Source organism: Amycolatopsis anabasis, from assembly GCF_009765355.1.
Lineage (GTDB): Bacteria > Actinomycetota > Actinomycetes > Mycobacteriales > Pseudonocardiaceae > Amycolatopsis > Amycolatopsis anabasis.
Map to the genome: position 1 here is coordinate 1 of NZ_VTHK01000023.1, position 23246 is coordinate 23246.

22 protein-coding genes and 1 pseudogene are annotated in these 23246 nt (G+C 72.1%); 19 read left to right on the forward strand and 4 right to left on the reverse strand.

Annotated features, from left to right (window positions below; genetic code table 11):
* Nucleotides 1-63: 63 nt before the first annotated feature.
* Nucleotides 64-351 carry an Lrp/AsnC family transcriptional regulator gene (locus tag FXO23_RS27400; protein ID WP_158888339.1) on the reverse strand — a complete coding sequence of 96 codons (288 nt, stop codon included), beginning with the start codon at nucleotides 349-351 and terminating at the stop codon, nucleotides 64-66.
* Nucleotides 352-399: 48 nt separating this feature from the next.
* Complete coding sequence (locus FXO23_RS27405) at nucleotides 400-2118, reverse strand: DEDD exonuclease domain-containing protein (protein ID WP_158888340.1); 1719 nt, start codon at nucleotides 2116-2118, stop codon at nucleotides 400-402.
* 101 nt (nucleotides 2119-2219) lie between these two features.
* Between FXO23_RS27405 and FXO23_RS27410 the strand changes: the two genes are divergently transcribed.
* The 11 genes and pseudogenes from FXO23_RS27410 to FXO23_RS27460 form a co-directional block, all read left to right on the forward strand.
* On the forward strand, nucleotides 2220-3596 hold the full coding sequence (locus FXO23_RS27410; RefSeq protein WP_158888341.1) for an NYN domain-containing protein: 1377 nt from the start codon (nucleotides 2220-2222) through the stop codon (nucleotides 3594-3596).
* A gap of 83 nt (nucleotides 3597-3679) precedes the next feature.
* Nucleotides 3680-4204 carry a PadR family transcriptional regulator gene (locus FXO23_RS27415; RefSeq protein ID WP_158888342.1) on the forward strand — a complete coding sequence of 175 codons (525 nt, stop codon included), beginning with the start codon at nucleotides 3680-3682 and terminating at the stop codon, nucleotides 4202-4204.
* On the forward strand, nucleotides 4201-4881 hold the full coding sequence (locus tag FXO23_RS27420) for an ABC transporter ATP-binding protein (protein WP_158888343.1): 681 nt from the start codon (nucleotides 4201-4203) through the stop codon (nucleotides 4879-4881). The genes FXO23_RS27415 and FXO23_RS27420 overlap by 4 nt, the downstream gene beginning before the upstream one ends.
* Nucleotides 4878-7220 carry an FtsX-like permease family protein gene (locus FXO23_RS27425; RefSeq protein WP_158888344.1) on the forward strand — a complete coding sequence of 781 codons (2343 nt, stop codon included), beginning with the start codon at nucleotides 4878-4880 and terminating at the stop codon, nucleotides 7218-7220. Before FXO23_RS27420 ends, FXO23_RS27425 begins: the two co-directional genes overlap by 4 nt.
* Nucleotides 7221-7369: 149 nt before the next feature.
* Nucleotides 7370-9163 carry a D-alanyl-D-alanine carboxypeptidase family protein gene (locus FXO23_RS27430; RefSeq protein WP_179956886.1) on the forward strand — a complete coding sequence of 598 codons (1794 nt, stop codon included), beginning with the start codon at nucleotides 7370-7372 and terminating at the stop codon, nucleotides 9161-9163.
* A 79-nt stretch (nucleotides 9164-9242) separates the two neighbouring features.
* Complete coding sequence (locus tag FXO23_RS27435; protein ID WP_158888346.1) at nucleotides 9243-9434, forward strand: hypothetical protein; 192 nt, start codon at nucleotides 9243-9245, stop codon at nucleotides 9432-9434.
* Nucleotides 9435-9799: 365 nt separating this feature from the next.
* Nucleotides 9800-10852 (forward strand): C40 family peptidase, encoded by a 1053-nt coding sequence (locus FXO23_RS27440; protein ID WP_158888347.1) that lies wholly within the window; start codon nucleotides 9800-9802, stop codon nucleotides 10850-10852.
* 226 nt (nucleotides 10853-11078) lie between these two features.
* Complete coding sequence (locus FXO23_RS27445) at nucleotides 11079-12131, forward strand: C40 family peptidase (protein WP_218952175.1); 1053 nt, start codon at nucleotides 11079-11081, stop codon at nucleotides 12129-12131.
* 57 nt (nucleotides 12132-12188) lie between these two features.
* Entirely contained in the window at nucleotides 12189-13010 is an 822-nt protein-coding gene (locus tag FXO23_RS27450) for a helix-turn-helix domain-containing protein (protein WP_158888349.1), read from the forward strand.
* A 10-nt stretch (nucleotides 13011-13020) separates the two neighbouring features.
* Entirely contained in the window at nucleotides 13021-14166 is a 1146-nt protein-coding gene (locus tag FXO23_RS27455) for a glycosyltransferase family 4 protein (RefSeq protein WP_179956887.1), read from the forward strand.
* 118 nt (nucleotides 14167-14284) lie between these two features.
* Nucleotides 14285-14419, forward strand: a pseudogene (locus FXO23_RS27460) (SRPBCC family protein); the annotation flags it as partial.
* Between the two features lie 25 nt (nucleotides 14420-14444).
* Here FXO23_RS27460 and FXO23_RS27465 read toward each other — a convergent pair.
* The gene (locus FXO23_RS27465; protein ID WP_158888350.1) at nucleotides 14445-15086 is read right to left on the reverse strand and encodes a nucleoside/nucleotide kinase family protein; all 642 of its coding nucleotides are present in this window, start codon (nucleotides 15084-15086) and stop codon (nucleotides 14445-14447) included.
* The gene (locus FXO23_RS27470; protein ID WP_158888351.1) at nucleotides 15083-15661 is read right to left on the reverse strand and encodes a TetR/AcrR family transcriptional regulator; all 579 of its coding nucleotides are present in this window, start codon (nucleotides 15659-15661) and stop codon (nucleotides 15083-15085) included. Before FXO23_RS27470 ends, FXO23_RS27465 begins: the two co-directional genes overlap by 4 nt.
* A 58-nt stretch (nucleotides 15662-15719) precedes the next feature.
* Here FXO23_RS27470 and FXO23_RS27475 point away from each other — a divergent pair, with 58 nt between their 5' ends.
* The 8 genes from FXO23_RS27475 to FXO23_RS27505 all read left to right on the forward strand — a co-directional run bounded on the left by FXO23_RS27475 (nucleotide 15720) and on the right by FXO23_RS27505 (nucleotide 23230).
* Nucleotides 15720-16259: an HXXEE domain-containing protein gene (locus tag FXO23_RS27475; RefSeq protein ID WP_246257876.1), complete on the forward strand. Its 540-nt coding sequence runs from the start codon at nucleotides 15720-15722 to the stop codon at nucleotides 16257-16259.
* Nucleotides 16256-16669 (forward strand): SRPBCC family protein, encoded by a 414-nt coding sequence (locus FXO23_RS27480; RefSeq protein WP_246257878.1) that lies wholly within the window; start codon nucleotides 16256-16258, stop codon nucleotides 16667-16669. Before FXO23_RS27475 ends, FXO23_RS27480 begins: the two co-directional genes overlap by 4 nt.
* A 25-nt stretch (nucleotides 16670-16694) precedes the next feature.
* Complete coding sequence (locus FXO23_RS27485) at nucleotides 16695-17975, forward strand: adenosylmethionine--8-amino-7-oxononanoate transaminase (protein WP_158888352.1); 1281 nt, start codon at nucleotides 16695-16697, stop codon at nucleotides 17973-17975.
* A 311-nt stretch (nucleotides 17976-18286) separates the two neighbouring features.
* Nucleotides 18287-20614: a SulP family inorganic anion transporter gene (locus FXO23_RS27490; protein WP_158888353.1), complete on the forward strand. Its 2328-nt coding sequence runs from the start codon at nucleotides 18287-18289 to the stop codon at nucleotides 20612-20614.
* Nucleotides 20615-20664: 50 nt separating this feature from the next.
* Nucleotides 20665-21387 carry a dethiobiotin synthase gene (gene bioD, locus FXO23_RS27495; RefSeq protein ID WP_158888354.1) on the forward strand — a complete coding sequence of 241 codons (723 nt, stop codon included), beginning with the start codon at nucleotides 20665-20667 and terminating at the stop codon, nucleotides 21385-21387.
* 76 nt (nucleotides 21388-21463) lie between these two features.
* Nucleotides 21464-22480, forward strand: a complete 1017-nt coding sequence (gene bioB, locus FXO23_RS27500) for a biotin synthase BioB (RefSeq protein WP_158888355.1) — start codon at nucleotides 21464-21466, stop codon at nucleotides 22478-22480.
* Nucleotides 22477-22674: a biotin synthase auxiliary protein BsaP gene (gene bsaP / locus FXO23_RS51765; RefSeq protein WP_246257880.1), complete on the forward strand. Its 198-nt coding sequence runs from the start codon at nucleotides 22477-22479 to the stop codon at nucleotides 22672-22674. Before bioB ends, bsaP begins: the two co-directional genes overlap by 4 nt.
* Before the next feature lie 10 nt (nucleotides 22675-22684).
* The gene (locus FXO23_RS27505; RefSeq protein ID WP_246257881.1) at nucleotides 22685-23230 is read left to right on the forward strand and encodes a DUF2567 domain-containing protein; all 546 of its coding nucleotides are present in this window, start codon (nucleotides 22685-22687) and stop codon (nucleotides 23228-23230) included.
* Nucleotides 23231-23246 lie beyond the last annotated feature (16 nt).

Here is a 23246-nt window from a genome sequence, read left to right on the forward strand (position 1 = left end):
CCCTGCTCACCAAACCCTCACAACGTTAAAACACCAGACCGGTCCAAACACTCACGACCGGGTTCAGTCGGCGTCTTCGATGCCGATGGCGAAGGCGGATTCGGTGTCGGCGCGGGCGTAGGACCGGAACGCGATGTGCGTGTCGGTGTTCGTCACCCCGGGCACCTTGCCGATCTTCGCCGGGATGAGGTCCGCGAGATCCTCGTGCGCCGCGACCCGGACCAGGGCGATCAGATCGACGTCCCCGGCGCAGGAGTAAACCTCGGACACGCCGTCGATATCCGCGATGGCCTGCGCGGTCTCCGGAATGGTGTCCGCCTGGGCGTGGATCAGCACGATCGCGGTGATCACTCGGGTCCTCCTGAGGATGAAGTTCGACCCGCCGATCGTATCCGCGCGCTAACCGACCCGCTCCAGCGCGCTCGCGGTCGCGGCGAGGTCCAGCCAGGACCGCCAGCCCGAAGCGCCGCGCGCGGGTTCGGCCCACGGCCGCGTGGTGCGCACCAGCCGCACGCCCGGTTTCGTCAGCCAGCGCAGCAGCACGCCGACCTCCTCCGCGGGGGCGCCGTGCAGCGGCCCGGGGCCCGGCAGGACGGTTTCGGCCGAGGCGACCAGTGCGTCCACCACCGGCATCGGCGGCACGCCTCGCCGGGCGACCCCCGCGGACGCCAGGCGCCCGTACCGGAGCACCGCGAACTCCCAGCCGCCCGAACCGTCCGGCGCCGCGGCCACCAGTTCGGCGATCGAGGCGAGCGCGGCGAGCCGGTGCGCCCGGTCGACCGAGCGCACCAGGGCGGCCAGTTCGTCCCGGCGGCGGGCGGCCTGTTCGAAGTGCTGGGCCTCGGCGAGTTCGTCGAGCTGGCGCAGCGCGGACCGCAGCGGCCGGTTGTCCCGGCCGCCGATCAGCTCGGTCACCGCGGCCACGCCGGGGGCGTATTCGCCGACGCTCTGACGCCCCGCGCAGGGCGCGCCGCACCGCCCCAGTTCCGCGAGCGCGCACGGCTTCCCGGACGGCGCGTGCGCGGAGATCCGCTGGGTGCAGGTGCGCAGCCCGGCCGCGCCGGACAGCGTGTCCGCGGCGAGCCTGGCCGCCTGCTGGGTGCGGAACGGCCCGAGCGCGCCGTCGCGCGGCAGCCGGACCACGGACAGCCGGGGGAACGCCTCGTCGGTGAGGGTGAGCCACCAGGCGTGCCGCGGGTTCTTCGACCGCCGGTTGTAGGCGGGCCGGTGCGCGGCGAGCAACCGCAGTTCCCGGATCTCGGCTTCCAGGGAGTGCGCGCATTCGATCGCGTCGACCCGGCCGGCGAGCGCGACCATCTCCCGGATCCGGCCCCGGCTCTCCGAACCGGTGAAGTACTGGCGGACGCGGCGGCGCAGGTTCGAGGCGGTGCCGACGTAGAGCACCTCGTCGTTGGGGCCGCGGAACAGGTACACCCCGGGTGTCGCGGGCAGATGGGCGGCGAGCCCGCGTTTGCGGCGCTGGGCCGGGGTGACCTCGGGCAGGTAGTCGAGGAGTTCCTCCAGCGAGTGCACGCCCAGCGAGCCGACCCGTTCCAGCAGCCCGTGCAGCACGTCCACGGTGGCCCGGGCGTCGTCCAGCGCCCGGTGGTTCGGCGTGGTCGAGGCGTTGAACAGGGTGGCGAGCGCGCCGAGCCGGTTGCTGGGGGAGTCCTGGCGGGTGAGCACCCGGCGCGCGAGCCGCACGGTGCACACCACGGCCGCCTTCGGCCACGGGTACCCGTGCGCCTGGCAGGCGGCGCGCAGGAAACCGGTGTCGAACGCGGCGTTGTGGGCGACGAGCACCGCGCCCGCCGCGAACTCCAGGAACGCGGGCAGCACGCGTTCGATCCGCGGCGCGTCGTACACCATGGCGTTGGTGATCCCGGTCAGCTGGACGATCTGCGGCGGGATCGGCGTGCCGGGATCGACCAGTGTGGCGAACTCGCCCAGCACCTCGCCGCCGCGGACCTTGACCGCGCCGATCTCGGTGATCCCGTCGGGGCCCGGTCGGGTGCCGGTGGTTTCCAGGTCGAACACCACGAAGGTGGTGTCCCGCAGCGGGGTGCCCAGTTCGTCGAAGGTGAGCTGGAGATTCCCGGGCGGCCCGCCTGTCGTCATGGTCCGCACCATAAGCAGGAGCACCGACAATCTCAGGAGCATCAGGCGTCTCAGGATGCGGCCCGCGCGACGCGGCGGGCCCGGGGGCCTACGCTTGATGGATGCAGCCGTCCGCGCACGCGCAGCCGCCCGAGGACATCGGTCCCGGGCCGGTGAGTGCTGCCGCGTCCGCGGAACCGGAGGCCGCCAAACCGGTCAACTGGCGTGAGCTGCCCGAACCATTGCGGGCCCGGCTCGCCGAGCTCGCCGCGGCCGCGCTGGGGAAGATGCCGACCGCCGACGTTCCCCAGCAGCTGCGGCCGGTGGCGCGGTTCGCCCCGGCCAAACGCGCCAAGCTGGGCGGGCCCGCGCTGCTCGCGATGCTGCAGGAGTCGCCGCGGTTCCGGACCGCGGTGCTGGAGTGGCTGCGGGAGCACCGGCCGGACGTGCTGGACCCGAACGCCGAGGACTCGGTCGCCGCCGCGGCCGCCGCCATGCTGCTCGGCGAGGCCGACGCCAGCACGCGGGTGCGCCTGGTGGCGAAGAACGCCGAGGAGACCACCCTGCGCGCCGAGCGGGACGCCGCGCTCGCCCGCAACCAGCGGCTCGAGGCCGAGATCGAGCGGCTGCGCGAACAGCTCGCCGACGCCCAGGGCGCGGCCGACCGCGCGCGCGGCGAGCGCGAGGCCGAGCTGGAGAAGCTGCGCGGGCGGCTGCGCGAACAGGGCGTGCTGCTGCGCCAGGCCAAGGACGCCGCCGAGCAGGCCCGCCAGGAGGCCGAGAGCGGCGGGAACCGGCGGGACGCCGAGGTGGCGGCGCTGACCGCCCAGCTGGAACGGGAGCGGCAGCGCACGGCCACCGAACGGGCCCGGGCGGAACGGGCGGTGGCCGACGCCGAGATCGCCCGCCAGTCGGCCAAGGAGGCCCGGGAGGCCGACGAGGTGCGACTGGCGTTGCTCGTGGACACCATCGAGGGGGCGACGCGCGGGCTGCGCCGCGAGCTCTCGCTGGGCGACAGCGGGCGCAGCAGGCCCGCGGACAGCGTGCGCGGGGCGAGTGCGGTCGCCGGAGCGGGCGGCCGGGTCCAGGACCCGGTGGCCCTGGACCGCCTGCTCGCGCTCCCGGCCGTGCATCTGATCGTCGACGGCTACAACGTCACCAAGACCGGCTACCCCGAACTGGCCCTCGCCGACCAGCGGGACCGGTTGATCCAGCAGCTCGGCGCGCTGGCGTCCCGGACCGGGGCCGAGGTCACCGTGGTCTTCGACGGCGCCGGGGTGCTGTCCGTACCGGTCGCCGCGCCCCGCGGGGTTCGGGTGCTGTTCTCCGATCCCGGCGTCCTCGCCGACGACGTGATCCGCTCGCTCGTCGCCGCGGAGCCCGACGGGCGGCCGCTGGTGGTCGCGACCACCGATCGCGCGGTCGCCGAGTCGACCCGCCGCCACGGCGCCCATCCGGTGCCCTCGGCGGTCCTCCTCCGCCGCCTCGGCCGCGTCTAGCCTTTTCCCGCGTTTCCGCACCTCAGAGCCGTATTCTGACCATGTATACACATGGGGTATACATGGTGTGTATAGTGGCCGCCATGTCCATTTCGCATACGTTGCTGGCGCTGCTTGAGCCGGGACCCAGGCACGGGTACGACCTCAAGCGCGCCTATGACGAACAGTTCGGCCACGGCAAGCCGCTGGCCTACGGGCAGGTCTACTCGACGCTGTCCCGCCTGCTGCGCAACGGCATGGTCGAGGTCGCCGGTGTGGAGCACGGCGACGGGCCGGACCGCAAGCGCTACACGATCACCGACGCCGGGATCACCGATGTCGAGAGCTGGCTGTCCACTCCGGAAAGCCCGGAGCCGTACCTGCAGAACACGCTCTACACCAAGGTCGTGCTCGCGCTGCTGTCCCGGCGCAGCGCCGAAGACGTGCTGGACGCGCAGCGCGCCGAGCACCTCAAGGTGATGCGCACGCTGACCCGGCGCAAGAACGAAGGCGACCTGGCCGATCAGCTCATCTGCGACCACGCGCTGTTCCACCTCGAGGCGGATCTGCGCTGGCTGGAGCTCACCGCGGCCCGGCTCGGCGAACTGGCGAAGGCGGTGCGGTCATGAACGAACCGCTGCTGCTGGCCCGGGACCTGCACAAGTCGTTCGGCAAGACCACGGCGCTCGACGGCGCGGCGGTCGGGGTCGACGCCGGTGAGGTGCTGGCGATCATGGGGCCGTCCGGTTCCGGCAAGTCCACCCTGCTGCACTGCCTGGCCGGGATCGTGCGCCCGGACGCCGGTGAGATCCGGTATCGCGGCCGGGACCTGATCGCGATGGACGACAAGGAGCGCAGCGCGTTGCGGCGCACCGAGTTCGGGTTCGTGTTCCAGTTCGGGCAGTTGGTGCCGGAGCTGACCTGCGTGGAGAACGTCGCGTTGCCGCTGCGGCTGTCCGGGGTGAAGCGCAAGGCCGCCGAGGTGAAGGCGATCGAATGGCTGAACCGCCTGGAAGTGGACGACGTGGCCGGGAACCGGCCGGGTGACGTGTCCGGCGGCCAGGGGCAGCGGGTCGCGGTGGCGCGCGCCCTGGTGACCGGGCCGCGGGTGATCTTCGCCGACGAGCCGACCGGCGCGCTCGACTCGCTCAACGGCGAGAAGGTCATGCGGATGCTGACCAGCGCGGCGAAGCAGAGCGACGCGGCGGTCGTGCTGGTCACCCATGAACCCCGGGTGGCGGCGTATTCCGATCGCGAGATCGTGGTCCGCGACGGCAAGGCGACCGATCGGGAGCTGGTCGCATGATCGCCGACCTGAAACTGGGGCTCCGGCTGGCCGTCGGGGGCGGCCGGATCTCCGGTTCGGTGTTGCTGCGGCTGGCGATGACCACGATCGGCATCGCGCTCGCGGTGGCCGTCCTGCTGCCCGCCGCGTCGATCGGGCACCTGGTGGACCTGCGCGAGGCGCGGTCGGTGGCCACGGAGTCCATTTCCGAACCGCGGGCCGGGGTCGACCCGCTGTACCGGTACCAGTGGTACCTGCAGGTCCGCGACGACGCGATCAAGACCAACTTCGTCGCGGCCAGCGGTCCCTCCTCCCCGGTGCCGCCTGGCCTTTCGCGGCTTCCGGCACCCGGTGAGCTGGTCGTCTCGCCCGAGGTGGCGCGCCTGCTCGATTCGCCCGAAGGCGACGCGCTGCGGGCCCGGTTGCCGGGCAAGGTGGTCGGCGAGATCGGCAAACCGGGGCTGGTCGACGCCAACGATCTGAAGGTCTACGCCGGTACGACACCCGAGCAACTCGCCGGGGAGGAACGGCTGGAGAAGATCTACGGGTTCGGCGGGCGGAGTTCGGGCGGGTTCATGCTCAACGCGTCGCTCGCGCTGCTGGTGACCCCGGTCGCGGTGGCCCTGCTGCTGCCGTTGCTCATCTTCGTCACCACGGCGTCGAGGATGGGGGCGGCGCAACGGGATCGGCGGCTCGCCGCGTTGCGCCTGATCGGGGTGGACGCGCGCCGGATCCGGCGCATCGCGGCCGCGGAGTCGCTGCTCGGCGCGGTCGCGGGCCTGATCGTCGGCACCGGGTTGTTCTTCGTGCTGCGCTCGTTCATCGGCGATCTGGATCTGTTCGGCACGCGGGTGTTCGGGGAGGACTTCGTGCCGTCCTGGCCCTGGGTGCTGGGGATCGTCCTGCTCGTGCCCGGGCTGGCGGTGGGCGCCGCGATCTTCAGCCTGCGCCGGACGATCGTGGAGCCGCTCGGCGTGGTGCGCCAGGGCAAACCGGTCCGGCGGCGGATGTGGTGGCGCTGGACGATCACCGCGCTCGGCGCGCTCCTGATGCTGAGCACGCTGTTCGCGGAGAAGCAGTCGGACAACGCGATGGTGATGATCGCGCTGGCGGCCGGGAGCGCGTTGCTGCTGCTCGGGGTGGCCGTGGTGCTGCCGTGGGCGGTGGAACGGCTGGTGCGCGCCCTGCGCGGCGGGCCGCCGTCCTGGCAGTTCGCGGTCCGGCGGCTGCAACTCGACAGCGGTACGGCCAGCCGGGTCGTCTCCGGTCTGGTCGTGGTGCTGGCCGGGACGATCCTGATCCAGGTGATGCTCAGTTCGCTGGTGGCGCGGCAGGACAGGGCGCCCCACGCCGAGCCGCGGAACGCGCTGCCGGTCCGGGTGTCCACCGATGCCGAGCACGTGGACGAGGTGAAACGGCTGGTCCAGGGCGTCCCCGGGATCGACCGGGCCCAGGAACTGCGCAGCGCCACCGTCAAACCGGCGAACGATCCCTCGATGCGGTCGGCGACGACCGCGCACCTCGGGGACTGCGCGGCGCTCGCGATGATGGCGAACCTGCCCTCGTGCGCCGACGGTGACGTGTTCTTCATCGACCCGGATTCGAGCCAGTCCTCCGCGGGGCTGGTCGAGGTGCCGACCGGATCGATGCGGTTCTTCACCTACGCCTACCGCGAGGACGGCGAAGCCGAACCCCAGCCCGGTCCGGAGTGGACGGTGCCCGCGGCCGTCAAGCACGTCCCGGCCGCGGAGTCGGCTCGCTACTCCCAGGGCGAACTGCTCGTCACCCCGGCCGCGCTCGGCCGGATCGCACCCGAGCCGCAGTCGGTGTCGGTGTACGTGGGTGGCCCCGGCACCGCCGACGCGCTGTCCGATCGGGTGGCCGCGGCGGTCAACGGGCTCGCCTGGCATGCCGACGTGGAGCCCAGCGACCGGTACAGCGCCTACCGGAGCCAGGACGACCAGCGGACCGAACGGTTCCGCAGCGTGCTGCTCGCGGCTTCGCTGTTCGTCCTGGCGGTGGCGGCGCTGAGCCTGCTCATGCTGTCGGTCGAGCAGATCACCGAACGGCGTCGGCCGCTGGCCGCGCTTTCGGCGGCGGGCGTGCCGCTGGCGGTGCTGGCGCGGGGATCGTTGTGGCAGACCGCGATTCCGGTCGTGGTGGGCATGGTGCTCGCGGTGGCGACCGGGCTCGGGCTGACCGCGCCGATCCTGCGGCTCGCCGATCTGCCGATGGTGATCGATCTGCCGGTCGTCGGCGGGCTGGCCGGGGCGGCGGTGGTGGCCGTGCTGCTGGTCACCGCGCTGACCCTGCCCCTGCTCAGGCAGGTCACCCGGCTGGACTCCCTGCGCGCCGAGTGAGTCGTGAGTGTTCGGGCCGGTTCTAACCGGCCTGTCCACTCACGACCCCCGGCTTCGACCTGGCATCCCTCAGATGGGGGCGTGACTGAACCCGCAAGTGAGCCGTTGTAACCGGTAGCGGGAGTCAGGGAGTCGCTGTGGAGGTGCGGATGCGGGCAGGGGCCGCGGTGTTGATGCCGTTGCTGTTGGCGGGCGGGTTGCTGGTGGCTCCGGTGGCCGGTGCCCAGCAACCGCCCCCGCCCGACCCCGGCGACCTGCGCGTGGAGGCCGGGGTCGCGCCGGGCGCCGGGGTGCCGGATCCCCGCCCCGGGGAGGCGTTCGCCGATCCGAAGGTGGCCGACCTGCAGCGCACCGCCTCCGACGTGCAGCGCGAACTCGGCGATCTCGCGGGGCAGATCCGGGTGGCGCAGGACAGCGTGAACGCGGCCACCGCGGACCTGCAGCACGCCCGCGCGGAGCGGGAGGCGGCCGAGGCCGCGGTGGCCGCGCAGCAGAAGGAGGTCGACGCCTTCTCCAAGTCGGTCTTCACCGCGATGGGGCGGCCGGACAACTTCCGCGTGCTGCTGTCCGCGTCGAACATGAAAGACCTCTACCTCGGCACCTCGATGGTCAACCAGCTCCGCGAGGCGCAGGACGCCAAGCTGACGGGCGCCCTGGACCGCCAGCGCCGGGCCGCCGAGGCCGAGCGGTCGGCGGCCGGGGTCGAGCAGGCCGCCGCGGGCCGCAAGGCGGATCTCGACCGCCGCAACGGCGACGCGACCAACCGGGCGGACGCGATCTCCTCGGAGCTGCGGGGCCCGATCGACGCGGCGAACGCGGCGGTCGTCGCGCAGCAGAAGGCGCAGAAGGAACGCAACGACAAGACCGCGGCCAACTGGAAGGCGTACACCGACCGGCTGGCGGCCGCCGGTGTGACCCCGCCGCCCGCGAGCGCGTTGCGCGATCCGGCCCGGCTCCCCGCCGGGCTGAACCCGCTGCCGGGCGCCGACGGCAAACCGCAGGCCGGGGTCGCGCAGATCAGTTCCGGCGGCCAGCGGTTGCTGGTGCTGCCGCGGGAGACGATCGACGCGGTCACCGCGGGCGTCGGTGTGCTCGGCAAACCGTACGTGCCGCACGACGGCGGGGAGGGGCCGCTCGCGTACTCGTGCGACGGGCTGGTGCGTTCGGTGTTCACCGGCGCCGGCCTGCCGTTGCCCGCCGCGGCGGGGGAGCAGCTGGCGGTGGGGCAACCGGTGCCGATCGCCGACGCGCAGCCCGGTGACGTGGTGTTCCTCGGGCCCGCCAAGTACGGCGTGCAGTCCGTCGGGATCGTGCTCGACCAGCGCACGATGCTCGCCGCCGACGCCCGGCTCGCCGGGGTGGTGGTGGCCGACCTGCCCGCCGGGGACAGCGTGCTCGGCGTTTCCCGGCCCGCACTGGGCTCGCGCGAGGCCCAGCCGGTGCCGCAACGCGGCGAGCGCGAGCTGACCTGGCGCTGCGGCGGCGTCGAACTGCCCCCGCGGCCCGCCGCGCAGGGCGGTGCGGACCAGGCCGCCGGCGCCTGGGGCGGCTATCCCAACGGGCTCATCCCGGCGGCAGCGCTGTGCTCGATCGGTTCGGGCGCGCACGTGCTGCGTTGCGACGCGGCGCAGACCTTCGCGGCGATGTCGCAGGCCTACGCCCAGGCGTTCGGGTCTCCGCTGTGCGTCACCGACTCGTACCGCACCTTCGCCGCCCAGGTCGACCTCTACCGGCGCAAACCCTCGCTCGCCGCGGTGCCCGGCACCAGCAACCACGGATGGGGCCTCGCGGTCGACCTGTGCGGCGGAGCCCAATCCTTCGGCACCCCGCAGTACGGCTGGCTGGCGGCGAATTCGCGGGCCTTCGGCTGGGTGCATCCGGGCTGGGCCCGGGCGGGTGGCGGGCGCGAAGAACCCTGGCATTGGGAATTCGTCGGGCGGTAGCGGGCGAATAGTGCCCGGAATTGTCGGTGGTCGTGTTTAGCGTGCTTTTCGAGTAGTCAACCGAGCTCGAGGAGCGACCGTGGACGAGAACACGCTTATCGTCGATTGCGACCGGTGCGAGGTCCGGGGCGACGCCTGTTCGGACTGCGTCATCAGCGTCCTGCTGGGTGCGCCGCCGGAGGTGGAATGGGACGACACCGAGCGGCGGGCGGTCGATGTGCTCGCCGAGGCGGGCATGGTGCCGCGGCTGCGGTTGCGGCGCGCGAGCTAGCGAACACGCTCGGGGTCAGGTGCGCCGAACGGTCGTTCCAGTCGGTGAACGGGCGGTAATCGGCAGGCGGCGTGTTGTTGCCCTGCTCACACTCCTGGCGTCAGTGCTGGTCCGATCGAGGTTTAGGACTGTCACGCAGAGTTTTTGCGTGGGCGTGGTGGACGCGGCGGCGACTCTTTCGTAACCTGTCCGAGATCTCGCGGCTGGCAGCCGCCTCACCAGGGCGGCGACGCGGGATTGCCGCCGAAACAGCTTTGTCGGGGAAGCTGTGCCGGACCGCCGTATGTCTCCTTGTGAAGAGGGCCCCCGACCTCTTCCGGGCAGGTTCCGGCAGGCGGCCGAGGAGCAAAGGAGACACGCGCGACGTGCAGTCGCATCCTGTGAAGCGCGTGGTATCAGGAGCACTCGCCGCTTCCGCCGTTTTCACGGCAGTGAGCTTTTCCGAGGCCCCCGCCACCGCCATCCCAACCCCCGCCCCCCAAAATCCCCCGAGCAACACCTCGGAGGCGCTCGCCAAGTACCGCGAACTCGCGGCGCAGGCCGAGAAGCTGAACGAGGACTACCTCAAGGCTCAGGACGACCTCAACGCCAGGCAGGGCGACCTCACCAAGGCCACCCAGGACGTCGAGGCGGCCAAGCAGGCCGGTGAGAAGGCCGCCGCGGACGAGAAGGTCTTCCGGGTGGACGTCGACCGCTTCGCGGACGTCTCGTTCACCAGCGGCGCGCAGCTCAACAAGCTCTCCGCCCTGCTGACCGGCACCTCCGCGCAGGACTTCCTGGACCGTTCCGCGGCCCTGGACGTGCTGGCCTCGGACAAGAACGAGGCGCTGCAGAAGCTCACCGGCGCCGTGCAGGCGGCGGCCGCCGCCCAGGCCGCGGCCACCGACGCGCAGGCCCGGGCGCAGGGCGCCAAGGACGCGGCGGCCAAGCTGGTCACCGACATCGAGGCGCGCAAGAAGGCGCTCGACGACCAGAAGAAGGAACTCGAGGCCGCCAACGGCAACCTCAGCTCGGCCGACCGGGCCGCGCAGCGGGACACCGGCGGCGCGATCCCGAACGTCAAGGCTCCCGGCCCGGCCGCCCAGAAGGCGATCAACGCGGCGCTGTCCAAGATGGGCAGCCCGTACGTGTGGGGCGCGACCGGTCCGAGCCAGTTCGACTGCTCCGGCCTGACCTCGTGGGCCTACCAGCAGGCGGGCGTCAGCCTCCCGCGGTCCAGCCGGGCCCAGTCCACCACCGGCACCCCGGTCTCCCGGGACCAGTTGCAGCCGGGCGACCTGGTGTTCTTCTACTCGCCGGTCTCGCACGTGGGCATCTACATCGGCAACGGCCAGATGGTGCACGCCCCGACCTCGGGTGACGTCGTGAAGATCTCGCCGCTGCAGAGCCAGTACAGCGGCGCGCGCCGAGTCGCCTGACGGTTTCCCGCGCTGCGCCGAACGGGTTAACGATCAACCGTTCGGCGCGGCGCAGGGGATGTTGGGCGCACCCTGTGTGGACTTGATGGTGTGACCTCCATAACCTGTCCGAGGTTTCGCGGCAGGCAGTCGTCACATCAGGTGCGGCTACGCGGAATCGCCGCGGGCCTGCTTGATGTCGGGGAGCACGGCCGCGCGGCCGAGGAGCAAAGGAGACACGCGCGACGTGCGGTCGCATCCCGTGAAGCGCGTGGTATCCGGAGCACTGGCAGCTTGTGCCGTCATCACGGTCGTGAGCGCCGGAGCACCGGCCACCGCAGCACCGTCCCCCCATCCACAGAATCCCCCGAGCGGCTCTTCGGAAGCCCTCGTCAAGTACCGCGAACTGGCCGGTCAGGCGGAGAAGCTCAACGAGGAGTACCTCACCGCCAAGGAAAACCTCACCGCCAAACAGGGTGAGTACGACAAGGCCACGCAGGATCTCGAAGCCGCGAAGCAGGCGGGCGTCAAGGCGTCCGGCGACGAGCAGGTGTTCCGCGTCGACGTGGACCGCCTGGCCGGCGCCTCGTTCACCAGCGGCGCCCAGCTCGGCAAGCTTTCCGCGTTGCTGAGCGGCACCTCCGCGCAGGACTTCCTGGAGCGGTCCTCGGCACTCGACCTGCTGGCGGCCAAGAAGAACGAGGCCCTGAGCAAGCTCACCGGCGCGGTTCAGCAGTTCACCGCGGCGCAGCAGCAGGCGACGGACGCGCAGGCCCGCGCCCAGGCCGCCAAGGAGGCGGCGGCCAAGCTGGTCACCGACATCGAAGCCCGCAAGAAGGCGCTCGAAGACCAGATCAAGCAGCTCGATGCCGCCGACCGGCAGCTGAGCGCGGCCGACCGGGCCGCACAGCGCGACCCCGGCGGCGAGGTGCCCGGTTCGGTCAAGGCACCCGGCCCCGCGGCGCAGGCGGCGGTCAACGCCGCGCTGAGCCGGATCGGCAAGCCGTACCGGCTCTCCGCCACCGGTCCGAACGAGTTCGACTGCTCCGGGCTGACGTCCTGGTCGTACCGTCAGGCCGGGATCGGCATCCCGCGCACCGCGAGCCAGCAGCAGGGCTTCGGCGCGTCGATCTCGCGGGACCAGCTGCAGCCCGGCGACCTGGTGTTCTACGGCAGCCCCGCGTACCACGTGGGGATGTACATCGGCGCCGGGAAGATGGTGCACGCCCCGCAGCCCGGTGAGGTCGTGAAGGTCTCGCCGCTGCAGAGCCAGTACAGCGGGGCCCGGCGGGTCTCGTAGTTCCTCGGGGGCGGCTTCGCGGCCGCGGCGCCGCCCCCGATGTCCTACCGTGGGACCGTGACCGATCTTCGGCTGGTGCGCGAGCATTCGGCCACCGGATGGACGGAACTGGCGTCGCGGCCCGCGGCGGCGCGCCTCGCCGGGCACGTGCGCGGGTACGTCGGTTACCGCGAGGACTCCTCGGTTCCGGTGCGGCGGTGGGAGGTCCCGACCGGGGACATCGCGTTCATCCTGAGCTTCGGCCCCCGGATCCGGGTGCTCGATCCGGCCGCCCCGGAGGCGGTGTGGGCGACCCTGGGCAGTTTCGTCGCCACGATCGGCACCAGCCCGGCGCTCACCGAGTACACCGGGGCGCAGTTCGGCGTCCAGGTGAATCTGACCCCGATCGGCGCCACCATGCTGCTCGGGATGCCGATGAGCGAGTTCGCCGGCGCGGCCGTCGAACTGACCGACGCGCTCGGCCGGACCGGGAGCCGGCTGCTCGAGCGGCTCGCCGAGGCGCCGGGCTGGGCGGCGCGGTTCGATCTGCTCGACGAAGCGCTCGGAACCCGGTTGGCCCTGGCGAAATCGCCCTCGCCGCTGGCGGAGCTGGCCTGGCGGCGGCTGGTGGCCGCCGAGGGGCGGCTGCCCATCGCGCGGCTGGTCGAGGACCTGGGCTGCAGCCACCGGCACCTCGCGGTCAAGCTGCGGGAGTGCACCGGCGTGACGCCCAAGGAACTGGCCCGGGTCCTGCGGGCGCGCCGGGCGATCCGGCTGCTCGGGTCCGGGATTGCGTTCGCGGCGGTCGCCCACGACTGCGGCTTCAGCGATCAGGCGCACCTCAACCGCGACCTGCGCCGGATCACCGGCGCCACGCCGTCGGCGTGGGCGGCCGGGTAACCTGCGGTTCGTGCTGCGAACCCTGCTGGTGACCAACGACTTCCCACCCCGGCCCGGAGGGATCCAGAACTACCTGAACTCGCTGGCCGCCCAGTTGCCCGCGGACGATCTGGTGGTCTACGCGCCGTCCTGGGAAGCGCACCGGCGGTTCGACGCCGAAGTCCCGTTCGAGGTGGTCCGCCATCCGACCTCGCTGATGCTGCCCGCCCCGGACGTGTTGCGCCGGGCGAAGGAGATCATGCGGGCACGCGGGTGCGAGGCCGTCTGGTTCGGCGCCGCGGCGCCGCTCGCGCTGCTCGGGCACGCGCTGCGGTCGTCCGGGGCCCGGCGGATCGTCGCGTCCACGCACGGCCACGAGGTCGGCTGGTCCATGCTGCCCGCCGCCCGGCAGGCGCTGCGGCGGATCGGGGACACCACCGACGTGGTGACCTATGTCAGCAAGTACACCCGGAACCGGTTTTCCGCCGCGTTCGGCCCGATGGCCGGGCTCGAGTACCTCCCGTCCGGAGTGGACACCGAGCTGTTCCGCCCGGATCCGGCCGCGCGCGAGGAGATCCGGGCGCGGCACGGGCTCGCGGACCGGCCGACCGTGGTGTGCGTGTCCCGGTTGGTGCCGCGCAAGGGCCAGGACCAGCTGGTGCGCGCGTTTCCCGCGCTGCGCGAGCGAATTCCGGACGCGGCGCTGCTGCTGGTGGGCGGCGGACCCTACCGCAAGCGGCTCACCGAGCTGGTGGGCGAACTCGAGCTGGAACGGGATGTGGTGATCACCGGTTCGGTGCCGTGGTCCGAACTGCCCGCGCACTACGCCGCCGGTGACGTGTTCGCGATGCCCGCCCGGACCCGGGGCAAGGGCCTGGACGTGGAAGGTCTGGGCCTGGTGTACCTGGAGGCCTCGGCCACCGGGCTGCCGGTCGTCGCGGGGCGGTCCGGGGGAGCGCCGGAGACCGTGCTCGACGAGGTGACCGGTCATGTGGTCGACGGCCGGGACCTCGGTCAGCTGACCGAAACACTCGCCGCGTTGCTGGCCGATCCGGTGCGGGCCCGGCGGATGGGGGAGGCGGGCCGGGCCTGGGTCGCCGATCACTGGCGCTGGGATCGTTTCGCGGCAAGGCTTTCCGGGCTGCTCGACGGTGAGCCGGTGGCCGCGGTCCGCTGAGTGGATCCCGGTCGCAGGGGTGGGTCGTGAGCGTTTGGACCGGTTCTAACCGGCCTGTCCACTCACGACCCCCAGCACTCGGCCCCCTCACGCGCACAAGGTGGTCATCACCTCCAGGCAAGTCCCCGGCGGCGTCCTCGTCCGCACCGAAGAAAGCCACACCGGCCCCCAAGCCGACACCAACACCGACGTGGGCCTCGAAGCCTGGCTCCGCGACCTCAAAACCGCGGCCGAAGCCGACCCCCGCGACTGATCGGGCAACGGCGCGCCCGGTGCCGTCAAGGGGCCCGTTCCAGCAGGGCCGGATGGCGCGGATCGTCGACCCGCACCACGACATCGGCCACCGCGGCGGGATCGACCTCGTCGGCATAGCGTTCGTGAGCGGGCAGCGCCCAGTGTTCTTCGGCGGGCAATCTCCGGCGCAGCGCACCGGGGGAGAGCCACAGGTGCACCGAGAGGTCGATCGGCAGCCCCTGGCCGAGCAGGAATTCGCCGTCCAGCAGGACGATCCCGCCCGGCGGCAGCTCGGTGCGTTCGGCCCGGGTGGCGCGGTCGCGCCGGGCGTCCCACAGCGCGGGCAGGACCAGGCCGCTACCGCCCGGGCCCGCCGGATCCAGTACCTCGCGGCGCAGGCCGCCGACGTCGAGCCAGTCGGTGTAGCGGGCGTCCGGATCGCGTTTGCCGTGTTCGAACCGCAGCGAGGCGGGCCGCAGGAAGTCCTGCGCGGAGACCCGCAGCGCCGCGCGGCCGCGGACGCGCAGCGGATCGGCCAGCGCGTCGGCCAGGGCCGCGGTGTCCGTCGCCCCGGCGGCGCCGTCGACCGCGATCCGGAGCCGGTCCGGGCCGAGGGCGGCGATCCGTTCGGTCAGTTCGCCGGTGAGCCGGTCGAAGGAGATCGGCCGGTAGCGCGGACCCGTCACGCGGCGACGCCCCGCAGCACCAGGTCGACGGTCTCGCGGACGAACCCGGCCGGGGCCGCTTCCCCGCGCAGCAGCACCCGGACCCAGAGGGCCCCGGCGAGCAGGTCGATCACCGTCTTCGGATCGAGGCCCGCGCGGATCTCGCCGCGCCGCCGCGCCCGTTCGAACAGCGGCAGTTCGCGGCCGAGCCGGTCGAGGAAGAACGACCGGGTGACCTCGGCGAGTTCGGCGCGGTGGGTGGCGGCGCTCAGCACCGCGGCCACGACCGCCCCGGCCTCCTCGCCGGTGAGCAGTTTCCGCATCTGGTCGAGCAGGGCGTGCAGGTCGTCGCGGAGGGTGCCGGTGTCGGGCACGGTCAGCTCGAACAGGCGGGAATCGATCAGCGCGGCGCCCAGCAGCGCGTCCTTGGACGGCCACCAGCGGTAGATCGTGGTCTTGTTCACCCCGGACCGCGCGGCCACCCCTTCGACGGTCAGCCCGTCGTAGCCCAGCTCGGTCAGCAGCGCGAACGTCGCCGCGAAGATGTCCTGCGCCCGCCGCGGCCCCGGGCCCGTCCTTGCTGCCGGTTGCGCCATGCGGTAAGGATAGCAACGCAACGGTGCGTTGCGTTTCTTGCCTTGACGGAGGTGTGCGGTGGCGGATTCGGTGGTGCCGAAGTCGGTGACCTGGGGCCTGTTCGCGGCGTGGCTCGCCAACGACCTGGAAGAACTGATCACGATGCCCGGCTGGGCGCGGCGAACCCGGCCCCGGCTGGAGAAGCGGTTTCCCGCGGTGCCGGGCCGGGTGTGGGACCGGTTGGACGTGTCCCGCGGGCACGCCGCGGTCGCGATCGGGCTGATGGGCGGGGTGGTGGCGCACGCGGCCCGCGCCGGGGCGCGTTCCGGCGGGCGCGACGGTTTCTACCAGGCCGCGCTCGCCGGGTTCGGCTGGCACGGGGTGGTGCACGTCGCGCAGGCGGCGCTGGTGCGGGGGTACACGCCCGGGGTGGCCACCTCGCCGACCGTGGTGATCCCGTTCTCGCTCTGGGCGTGGCGCCGGTTGCGGAAGGCGGGGGTCGCCGGGGACGGCCGGACGCGGTCGCTCGGCGGGATCGCGCTGTTCCCGGTCGTCCTCGCCGGTGTGCACGGCGTCGCGGCGATACTGTCGGCCCGCCGTGCGACGATTGGCGCGTGACGAAAGAAGTGGGGAAAACGGCCGATGTCGGTTGGCAGATAGGGGTTTCCAAGACCGTGCCGCATCCGATCGACGAGGTGTGGGAGTTCCTCGTCGGCCGGGACGGGGTGCAGATCTGGCTCGGTCCGGGCATGGAACTGCCGCGGAAGCCGAAGGCCACCTACGAGACCGCCAGCGGCACCACGGGGGAGATCCGCAGCTTCCGCCGGCTCGACCGCGTCCGGCTGACCTGGCGGCCGAAGGACTGGGATCACGACTCGACCGTGCAGATCGCCCTGGTCTCCGCCGGGGCGAAGACCACCATCAAGTTCCACCAGGAATGGCTGGCCAGCGCCGAGGAACGGGCCGAGCAGCGGGACTACTGGCAGGACGTGGCCGACCGCGTGGTCACCGCACTCGCCGAGCGCTGATCAGGCAGGACGTAGGCTGCCGGGCATGGACGCCCAGGAACTGCTCGCCCTTGACGCCCGGCATGTCTGGCACCCGTACGCACCCATGCCGGGCAAGGTGGAGCCGCTCCTGGTCACCGAGGCGTCCGGGGTCCGGCTGAAACTGGCCGACGGCCGGGAACTGATCGACGGGATGTCGTCCTGGTGGGCGGCCATCCACGGCTACCGGCACCCGGTGCTGGACGCGGCGCTGACCGAGCAGGCCGGGCGGATGAGTCACGTGATGTTCGGCGGGCTCACCCACGAACCGGCGATCACCCTCGCCCGCACCCTGGTCGACCTCACCCCGGACGGGCTCGAGCACGTCTTCCTGTGCGACTCCGGGTCGGTCTCCATCGAGGTCGCGGTCAAGATGTGCCTGCAGTACTGGCAGTCGGTGGGGCGCAAGGAAAAACGCCGGTTGCTGACCTGGCGCGGCGGGTACCACGGCGACACCTTCCACCCGATGAGCGTCTGCGATCCCGATGGCGGTATGCACGCCCTGTGGCGCGGCACGCTGCCCGAACAGGTCTTCGTCCCCGCGCCGCCGGACGGGTTCGGCGCCGCACCGGATCAGTCCTATGTGGACGTTCTGGCGGCGGAGATCGAGCGGCACGCGCACGAACTCGCCGCGGTGATCGTGGAGCCGGTCGTGCAGGGCGCGGGCGGGATGCGGTTCCACCACCCCGGCTACCTGCGCGCGTTGCGCGAGCTGACCGCGGCGCACGACGTGCTGCTGGTCTTCGACGAGATCGCCACGGGTTTCGGGCGCACCGGCGCGATGTTCGCCGCCGACCACGCGGCGGTGACCCCGGACGTGTTGTGCGTGGGCAAGGCGCTCACCGGCGGCTACCTCACGATGGCCGCCGCCCTCTGCACGCCCGCGGTGGCGGACGGGATCTCGCGCGGGGAGCTGCCGGTGCTCGCGCACGGGCCGACGTTCATGGGCAACCCGCTCGCGGCCGCGGTGGCGAACGCCAGCCTCGGGCTGCTGCGGGAGCGGGACTGGGCCGCCGAGGTCGCGCGCCTCGACGCCGGGCTGCGTGCCGGGCTGGCGCCCGCCGCGAAACTCGACGGCGTCGTGGACGTGCGTTCACTCGGCGCGATCGGGGTCATCCAGTTGGATCGCCCGGTCGATATCCCGGCAGCCACCCGGGTGGTCGCCGAACGCGGAGTGTGGCTCCGGCCCTTCCGCGACCTGATCTACACGATGCCGCCCTACGTGTGCCCGGACGAGGACCTGGCGACCGTCACCGCGGCGATGGTCGCGGTCGCCGAAGAGTGCTGATACCGCCGATCCAGCCAGGAATTCACTCGATCTGGTGTGACCCCGGCCACTGACGAGCTGGCGATCACCGGGTGTTCTCGGATCTGCCTTTAGTCACACGATCGGGTGAGGTCTGAGTCACACTTCTCTGGGGTTTCGGACCTAAAACCCTGGTGACCAGTGACGACTCTGTGTGAACGAAATATGAGAAGTTCTTTACATAACAGACATTTGCGGCGTTTTTCGGTTTGCTGTGATCAACGGGCCGCCATCGCTGCCGGCCTCGACCCGTTATCCACCCCGCGTATCGCTCGAAGATCACGGAGGCGTGAATGATCGACACGGCAGGCAGTAAGAAGTCTTCCGGGCCGCCAGGCCAGGCGAGCCGGACCAAAGGACTGTTGGAAAATCTCCGCTACGACGTACCGGCCTCCCTGGTGGTGTTCCTGGTCGCCGTCCCGCTGTCGCTGGGCATCGCGCTCGCCTCGGGAGCGCCGATCGTCGCCGGGCTGATCGCCGCCGTCGTCGGCGGCGTGGTCGCCGGGGCGCTCGGCGGGTCGCCGCTGCAGGTCAGCGGTCCGGCCGCCGGGCTGACCGTGATCATGGCCGAAACCATCAACCAGTTCGGCTGGGCCGTCACCTGCGCCATCACCGCGGCCGCCGGCGTGCTGCAGATCCTGCTCGGGCTGAGCCGGATCGCGCGGGCCGCACTGGCCATCTCACCCGCCATCGTGCACGGCATGCTGGCCGGTATCGGCGTCACGATCGTGCTCGCCCAGCTGCACGTGGTGCTCGGGGGCGCCGCGCAGAGCTCGCCGATCGAGAACATCAAGCAGCTGCCGCAGCAGATCGTCGAACACCACGACCAGGCCGTGCTGATCGGGCTGCTGACCATCGTCATCCTGGTCTTCTGGGGCAAACTGCCCGGTCCGGTGCGCAAGATCCCGGGCCCGCTGGCCGCGATCGTCGCCGTCACCGTGCTCGCCACCGCCACCGGGATGTCCATGGACCGCGTCCAGGTCCCGGCCAACCTGCTGGAACTCAAGTTCGCGCCGGTGTTCCCCAGCGGGGGCTGGTGGGACTTCGGCGTCGCCGTGGTGACGGTCGCGCTGGTCGCCAGCGTGGAGAGCCTGCTTTCCGCCGTCGCGGTGGACAAGCTGCACAACGGCCCGCGGGCCAACCTCAACCGGGAGCTGGTCGGCCAGGGCGCCGCGAACCTGGCCTCCGGTGTAATCGGTGGCCTTCCGGTCACCGGCGTGATCGTGCGCAGCTCGACCAACGTCGCTTCGGGCGCGCGCACCCGGGTTTCCGCGATCCTGCACGGCGTCTGGATCTTCCTGTTCGTCGTGGTGCTCGCCGGGCTGTTGCAGAACATCCCGCTCGCCGCGCTGGCCGGTCTGCTCGTGCACGTCGGCGCCCGGCTGGTGAACATCGGCCACATCAAGGAAGTCCTGCGCCACGGCGATCTGCCGGTCTACCTGATCACGCTGGTCGGCGTGGTCGGGCTGGACCTGCTCACCGGCGTGCTCATCGGCATCGCCGCCGCGGCACTGCTGATGCTGCGGCGCCTGCTGTGGTCCGGGATCCACGCCGAACGCGACGGCGACCAGTGGCGGGTCGTGGTCGAGGGGGCGCTCGCCTCGGTGTCCATTCCCCGGCTGTCCAAGGTCCTCGCCGGGATCCCGCGGGGCGCCACGGTGACCCTGGAACTGGTCGTGGACTACCTCGACCACGCCGCGTTCGACGCGCTGTCGGCCTGGCAGCACGCGCACGAACGGGCCGGTGGCACGGTGATCGTCGACGAGATCGGCCACCCCTGGTTCGAGCGCGGCAAGGCGGGCGAACCGACCGTGCACAAGGCGGACGCGCAGCGCCTGGTGCCGCGGTGGTTCGCGCCGTGGTCGGACTGGCAGCAGGCGCACGAGGGTGACGAGGGGAACGCGCCCAACCAGGTGCCCAGGCAGCGCACCGGCCCGCCCGCGATCAGCTCGATGCGGCGCGGCATGCTCGAGTTCCAGCGCCGCACCGCGCATCTGGTCAAGCCCACGCTGAGCAAACTCGCCGATTCCCAGGCGCCGCAAACGCTGTTCATCACCTGCGGCGACGCGCGGATCGTGCCGAACATCATCACCACCAGCGGCCCGGGCGACCTGTTCACGGTCCGCAACATCGGCAACCTGGTGCCCGATCACGCCACGGTGACCGAGGACGCGTCCGTCGGCGCGGCCGTGGAGTTCGCGGTCGGGGTGCTCAAGGTCCGCGAGATCGTGGTGTGCGGGCATTCCTCGTGCGGGGCGATGAAGGCGCTGCTGCACGGGGCGCCGGACGACGCCCCGGCGCTGCGGTCCTGGCTGCGGCACGCCGAGCCGAGCCTGATCCGGTCCCGCACCCACCCACCGGTGGACCTCGAGGGGCAGGCCGCCCCGGCGGAGCACGACCGGCTAGCCCTGCACAACGTGCTGCAGCAACTGGACCGCCTGCGGGAGTACCCGACCGTCGCGCGCGCCGAGGCGCTCGGCGAGGTGGATCTGGTCGGCATGTACTTCGACGTCGGCGCCGCGCAGGTGCACCTGTACGACGCGAAGACCGGCTCCTTCCGCCCGGCCGGATCGCTCACGCCGTCGCTGAACGGCTCGGCCGGCGAGATCGTCACCCGCTAGCCAGCCTCCCGAAAGGTAGGCCGCCGGCGCCGGTACTAGGGTTCGTTCACGTGAGTGTGCTGGTCGTGACTGGAACCGGTACCGGCGTCGGCAAGACGGTGGTGACCGCGGCGATCGCCGCGCTCGCCGCCGAGGGCGGCCGCCGGGTCGCTGTGCTCAAACCCGCGCAGACCGGGGTGCTCCCCGGGGAGCCGGGCGACCTCGACGAGGTCCGCCGGCTCGCGGGCGACGTGACCACCCGGGAGCTGCGCAGATACCCGGATCCCCTGTCACCGGAGGCGGCCGGGCGGCGCACCGGGATCGAGCCGGTCACCCCGGCCGAGGTCGCGAAGGCGGCCACCGAACTGGACACCGACCACGACCTCGTGCTGGTCGAGGGCGCGGGCGGGCTCCTGGTGCGCTTCGACCCCAGCGGCAGCACCCTCGCCGATGTGGCCTGGTCGCTCGGCGCGCTGGTCCTCATCGTCGCCGAGGCGGGCCTGGGCACCCTGAACGCCACCGCGCTGACCGCCGAGGTCGCCACCGCGCGCGGGCTGAACGTGGCCGGGGTGGTCATCGGGTCCTGGCCGGCGGATCCCGATCTCGCCGCGCTGTCGAACGTGGCCGATCTGCCGGTCGCCGCGGGCGCGCCCCTGCTCGGCGTGCTGCCCGCCGGGCTCGCCGCGCTGCCGCGGGACGAGGTGCTGGTCCAGGCCCGGCGCGGCCTTTCGCCGTGGTTCGGCGGCGAGTTCGACCCGGACCGGTTCGCGGAGAGCACCTCCGCCCAGACGTGACCTCGGTCGCTGTGCCCCGGGCCGACACTCAGGCACGATGTGCAGCCGACGCACCAACCCAGCAAGAGGAGTAGCCGTGACCGTAGCGCCCGAACAGACCGACGTGCTCGCCGTCGCCCGGGACCAGGTGCTCGAGCGCGGCGTCGGGCTCGACGAGCGGCAGGTGCTCCAGGTCCTCCGCCTCGGCGACGACCGGCTGTCGGACCTGCTGGCGTTGGCGCACGAGGTGCGGATGCGCTGGTGCGGCCCCGAGGTGGAGGTCGAGGGCATCATCAGCCTGAAGACCGGCGGCTGCCCCGAGGACTGCCACTTCTGCTCGCAGTCCGGCCGGTTCCCGACCCCGGTGCGGTCGGCCTGGCTGGACATCCCCGGCCTGGTCAAGGCCGCCCGGCAGACCGCGGAGACCGGGGCGACCGAGTTCTGCATCGTGGCCGCGGTGCGCGGTCCGGACAAGCGCCTGCTCTCCCAGGTCCGCGAGGGCATCAAGGCCATCCGCGAGGACGGCAACGACATCCAGATCGCCTGCTCGCTCGGCATGCTCACCCAGGACCAGGTCGACGAACTGGTCGAGATGGGCGTGCACCGCTACAACCACAACCTGGAGACCGCGCGGTCGCACTTCCCGGAGGTCGTCACCACGCACTCCTGGGAGGAGCGCTGGGAGACGCTGCGCATGGTGCGCGAGGCCGGGATGGAGGTCTGCTGCGGCGGGATCGTCGGGATGGGGGAGACCGAGGAGCAGCGCGCCGAGTTCGCCGTCCAGCTCGCCGAGCTGGATCCGCACGAGGTGCCGATGAACTTCCTGATCCCGCAGCCGGGCACCCCGTACGAGAACTACGAGGTGATCGAGGGCAAGGACGCGCTGCGGATCGTGGCGGCGTTCCGGCTCGCCATGCCGCGGACCATGCTGCGGTTCGCGGGCGGCCGCGAGCTGACCCTGGGCGATCTCGGCGCCGAACAGGGCATGCTCGGCGGGATCAACGCGATCATCGTCGGCAACTACCTGACCAACCTCGGCCGCCCGGCGAGCAAGGACCTGGAGATGCTCGACGAGCTCAAGATGCCGATCAAGGCGCTCAGCGAGACGTTGTGACCGAGGAGTTCTGCGTGCACTGCGGGCAGCCCGCGACGGGTGCGCACACCGCGTGCCGCAATCCGCGGACCGCGCTGGAGCCGCCCCGGTTCTGCGCGAAGTGCGCTCGCCGGATGATCGTTCAGGTGTCGCCCACCGGTTGGGTGGCGAAATGCAGCCGACACGGTGAGTACACGAGCGAGCCGGCAGGTTAGTCTGCAACGCGTGCAGCCGCATCTGTTCGTTCTGCCCCGGGAACGGCCCAAGGTCGTGATCAAGGCCGACTTGCTCCCCGCGGTCAGTGTGCTGTCCATGGTGGGCCTGCTCGGCATACCGCTGGGCTGGCTGTGGTCCCGCCTGGCGCCGCCGCAGCGGGTCCGGGTCTTCCCGAACAACGAGCTGATCCCGCTGCAGATGGAGAGCTGGCACCGGTTCGACGATCTGGCGGTGTTCGTGCTGCTCGGCCTGGCGGGCGGGGTGCTCGTCGGCGCGGTGCTGTGGCTGCTGCGCGAGCGGCGCGGCCCGGTGGTGCTGTTCGCCGCGGTGGGCGGCTCGGTGCTGGGCGGGTGGCTCGCCGTGCAGATGGGCACCGCCTTCGCGAACGGCCGGTACGAGGTCACCGCGGCGCCCAAAGTCGGTGACGTGATCGAACAGGCGCCGCGCCTGGAATCGATGTGGGTCCTGCTCGCGCAGCCGGTGACCCTCGCGCTGGTCTACGCGCTGCTGGCCGCGTGGAACGGACGGGACGACCTCGGGCGCAGATTGGGCTGAAAGCCGCACCCCGGTT